Raw genomic sequence first — 4,190 nt, forward strand, 5'->3', positions numbered from 1 at the left:
AGGTAGCCCTCCTGGTCGAAGTGCATGATCTCGATCTTCTCGGTCTCCTTCATGTGTGTCCTCCCATCACATGTGCGCGATTCTATACATCGCGCTTCTTGCTGATACCAATTATAGCCATACGATTGCTCATTATTTAATACCAATCTAAACTCACGGAGATTTACGGCGAACGGTCGGTTTCCTCGCCCGAGTGGTATTACAACGCCATTAGTTGTCTAATTCGAGCAACACTGCAACGAACACTCCGCAACTCGCCACCTAAAACTACGTTGCGCCAAACCCGCCCTAGTGTTTCCGGCGCAACCGCGCAGTTCGGTTATTCGGCTTCCATCTCTGCTATCACACGACGATACATATCGATAACCTGAGTTGTCGCCTTAGACGGATCCTGATAGTAGCGGCCGTCACACGTCTCGGCCGAGGCATAGCCCGTATAGCCGTGGCGCATGAGCGCCTCGAGGTCGGCACGCATATCGCGCTCGCCGTCGCCCCAGGCAAGATGCGTCGTGCCGCCGCCGACATCCACAAAGTGGGTGTGGACGATCTTGTCGCCCAAGACCTCAAAGTAGCCGTCGATTGTGTCGCCGGCAACTTCCATGGCGCCAAAGTCGATACAAGCCTTCAGGTTGGGACGATCGACCGCCTCGAGGATGCGCGCGACGTCCTGCGCGGTGTTGACCAGCACGGACTCCGACGGCTGTAGCGCCTCGAGCGCAACGCGAATGCCGCGCGTATCGGCATAGTCGCATACCGAACGCAGCATGGCAACGCTGCGGGCCCAGGCGTCCTCAGCCGGCTCGTCCAGATAGGCCCAACCACTCGTCACCAGAATCTGCGGCGCACCCAGCTCAACGGCAACGTCAATGACATTCTTAAAGTACGAGAGTATGCGCTTTTGGCCCGCCTCACCACGCACCGCGACATTCCACGGCTTGGGGTTGTTCTGCTCGGGGCACACGCACACGATCTTGATGCCGTACTGGGCGGCAAGATCGCGAATCTTATCCACCGAATCGTGCTCGTGGCAATCCACATACAGGTGCATCGAGCCAGTCCACAGCTCGATATTGCGATAACCCGCCTCGCCTGCAGCCTTAAAGAACGTCTCGATGCTGTAGTAACGATGGTTGATGTTCATGAGCGAAAGCTCGGGTACGGCCATAGTCCTCCCCTTTCGTACGGGCTTTTAAAAAACAGGGGGCTGCCGCACATGCGACAAGCCCCCAAAGATCGACGCAACCGTTAGACGCGATGGAAGCGCGATTTAAACATATTAGGCAAGCACGCCAAAGAAGGCACCGATGATGCCGATGACCATGGTGCAGAGAATCAGGACCATCGGGTTGATCTTCTTGGAGAGCAGCCAGTAGTAAATCCAGAAGGCGGCCATGCCGAGCATGCCGGGCATGATGCCGTCCAGGATGTCCTGGAGGGTCTGGGCGGAGTCGCCCTGACCGATGGCGACGGGCAGCGAAGCCCAGAACATGTCCTTGCTCATGGCGCCGACCACCATGACGCCGACGATGCCGACGCAGGCCATGATCTTTTGCATCAGACCGGTCTTCTGAGCCTCGTTGAGGAAGCCAATACCCAGTTCATAACCCTTGATAGCGCCAAAGATACGAATCAGGAACGCCGGGATGTTATAGATGAGCAGGAAGGCGATGGGGCCAAAGGCGTTGCCGGCCTGGCACAGGCTGATGCCCACGGCAGCGGCAACAACGCGCAGGGTGGACAGGAAGAAGGAGTCACCCAGACCGGAAAGCGGGCCCATGAGGGCGGCCTTGATGTCGTTGACGCTCTCGGGCTCAACCTCGCCGCGAGCGACCTTCTCTTCCATGGCCATCGCGATGCCGCCCACGAAGGGAGCGAGCTGCGGGGTGATGTTGAAGAATGCGCTGTGACGGTGCAGGGCCTCGGCGTAATCGTCGGGACGGCCGGCATAGATCTTCTTGAGCATGTTGGCGACCATCAGGCAGAAGGCAATGTTCATCTGCTTGTAGTAGGTCCAGGAGAACTCCATGCCCAGAGCGCCGGTACTCAGAGAGCTCTTAATGAGGTCGGAGCGAGTAATCTGGTTCTCGGAATTAGAAGTCATCGTCCTCATCCCCTTCCACAGAAAGCTGGGGCTGGGCGCCACCAAGGCCCAGCAGGTCGAACTTGTTGATGCCGATGATGATTGCGATCAGAGCGACACCGAGGACGGGCACGTTGGCATAGGAGCACATCAGGAAGCCCAGGAAGTAGAACGGCACGAGCTGCTTGGTAAGCACCAGACGACCGAGCATTGCGAAGCCCATGGCAGGCAGGATGTTGGCTGCGACGCCAAAGCCATCAAGGACAAACGTCGGGATGAAGTCGAGCAGACCCTGAACGGCGTCAGCGCCAAGATAGAAGGAGACGGAGCACAGGAAGAAGGCCAGGGCGACAATCACAAGACCGATAACCCAGTGCATAGCGTAGATACCCTTGAGGTTACCCTTGCTGGCAAAGACGTCGGCGCGGTCGACCAGAAGGGGCATACCGGCGTTGATGACGTTCTTGATGGCCAGGCACAGGGTGGCGATGGGCATCGCGAGCGCGATAGCGGCCTCAGTGCTCTGGCCCAGCTGAATAGCGAAGGCGCAGGCGAGCACGCCGCCAATCGTCTCATCAGGTGGCACGTAAGCGCCGATGGCAATAGAACCCATGAAGAGCAGCTCGAGGCTCGCGCCGATGGCGAGGCCGGACTGCAGGTCCCCGAGGACTATGCCGACGAGCGGGCACAGAACGATCGGGCGGAACGCATAGAGCGTACCGAGCTGATAATCGAGCTTACCGAAAGCAGCGATAAGTCCGATGAGGATCGCTTGAACAAGCATTGTTCCTCCTTTTGATCCCTCTTGGATCCGGTCGGCGATTCCCGACTTGTCAGCGCGCCCTTTTCCATGCCGACAATCGCCTAGGCAGATCCAGCTTGTACCGGCGTGCTGTTAACACCTAAACCGGTACAAATGATTTCATACCAATTATATAGTCATGCAGAAACTATTTAATACCAATCGCTCAACGGGCAGGTACTTCCGGTGAACGGTAGGTGGACTACCGGGTAAAGCGTTTATCCGCTACTCCACGGATAGGGCAGCACCATGCGTGCCGCCCCGTGGTCCCAAGTTACAGGACACTCATAGCGTCGACCTTGGGGTCATCGGCCAGAGCGCGAATCTCGACCTCGACACCACGACCGACGAGCTCGCGGATTTCCTCTTCCTCGGCGGCGGTCACAAAGACCTGACGCGAAACCTGGCGGGCGTCGGGACGCTGTTCGTCCTTGGACTTGGTGTTGCCCAGGTTGATCGAGGTAATCTGCGGGCAGCCGTCGGCAAGCTGCTTGGCCTCGGCGATGCTGGCGACGCAGATGATCATCTTGTACTTATCAGTGACACCAGAGTTAATTGCCTCGATGGCGTGTTCCATGTCCTTGATGACGAGCTTGGCGTTGGCCGGCTTGCCCATCTTGAGCGTGGTCTTCCAAACGGGATCGTTGGCAACCTTGTCGCCGACGCAGAAGATGCAGTCGGAGCCCAGGCCCTGGACCCAAGAGACGGCCACCTGGCCATGAAGCAGACGATGGTCGACGCGAAGCAGTTGAATCATGATTGACCCCCAAAGGTCTCATGCCGGAAACCCGGCCCCATTAATAGCAGGCGGAGACTAGAACTCTTCCTCGTCATCCGCATCGGTCAGCAGATCGTTGACAAACTTGACGCGCGTGTCGTCAGCCGCGATTATCTCGCGGATAACCTGATCGGCGGGAGCCTCCTGGTCCGAGAACAGTAGCTGGATCAGCAGCGGCAGGTTCATGTTGGCGACAAGGTAGGTGTTGGGACGCGTCTGAACGATCTTGGTGAACTCGTTGTTGACGCTACCGCCAAACAGGTCGGTGCACACGATCACGTCATCGGCAGGGTCGATGGTCGCCAGCAGCTTTGCGGCCTCCTCGGCGACGTCGGTGCGACCGTCGACAAACATCGATAGATCGTGAACGTTATCGCGCGCGCCCGAGAGCAGCTCGGTGCTCTCTTTAATGCCGGTCGCAAAATGCGCGTGGCTGGCGAAGATGTATTGCCTCATTACAGTTTCCCCCAAATGGAATTAGTAGTCGAACTGGTGGTAGTAGCGGCGGTACTTGAGGTTGTGCTTGGTGA

At 57.8% G+C, this 4,190-nt stretch carries 5 protein-coding genes; all 5 read right to left on the reverse strand.

Annotated features, from left to right (window positions below):
- Nucleotides 1-319: 319 nt before the first annotated feature.
- The 5 genes from DWX63_RS10910 to DWX63_RS10930 all read right to left on the reverse strand — a co-directional run bounded on the left by DWX63_RS10910 (nt 320) and on the right by DWX63_RS10930 (nt 4,116).
- The gene (locus tag DWX63_RS10910; protein ID WP_055252639.1) at nt 320-1,165 is read right to left on the reverse strand and encodes a sugar phosphate isomerase/epimerase; all 846 of its coding nucleotides are present in this window, start codon (nt 1,163-1,165) and stop codon (nt 320-322) included.
- 111 nt (nt 1,166-1,276) lie between these two features.
- Complete coding sequence (locus DWX63_RS10915; RefSeq protein WP_369831513.1) at nt 1,277-2,101, reverse strand: PTS system mannose/fructose/sorbose family transporter subunit IID; 825 nt, start codon at nt 2,099-2,101, stop codon at nt 1,277-1,279.
- On the reverse strand, nt 2,091-2,864 hold the full coding sequence (locus DWX63_RS10920) for a PTS sugar transporter subunit IIC (protein ID WP_117636066.1): 774 nt from the start codon (nt 2,862-2,864) through the stop codon (nt 2,091-2,093). The genes DWX63_RS10915 and DWX63_RS10920 overlap by 11 nt, the downstream gene beginning before the upstream one ends.
- Before the next feature lie 292 nt (nt 2,865-3,156).
- Complete coding sequence (locus DWX63_RS10925; RefSeq protein WP_117636067.1) at nt 3,157-3,639, reverse strand: PTS sugar transporter subunit IIB; 483 nt, start codon at nt 3,637-3,639, stop codon at nt 3,157-3,159.
- Nucleotides 3,640-3,696: 57 nt separating this feature from the next.
- Nucleotides 3,697-4,116, reverse strand: a complete 420-nt coding sequence (locus DWX63_RS10930; protein WP_117636068.1) for a PTS sugar transporter subunit IIA — start codon at nt 4,114-4,116, stop codon at nt 3,697-3,699.
- Between the last annotated feature and the right edge of the window lie 74 nt (nt 4,117-4,190).

The sequence above is a fragment of the Collinsella sp. AF20-14LB genome (assembly GCF_003459505.1).
In the GTDB taxonomy this organism is placed as follows: Bacteria; Actinomycetota; Coriobacteriia; order Coriobacteriales; family Coriobacteriaceae; genus Collinsella.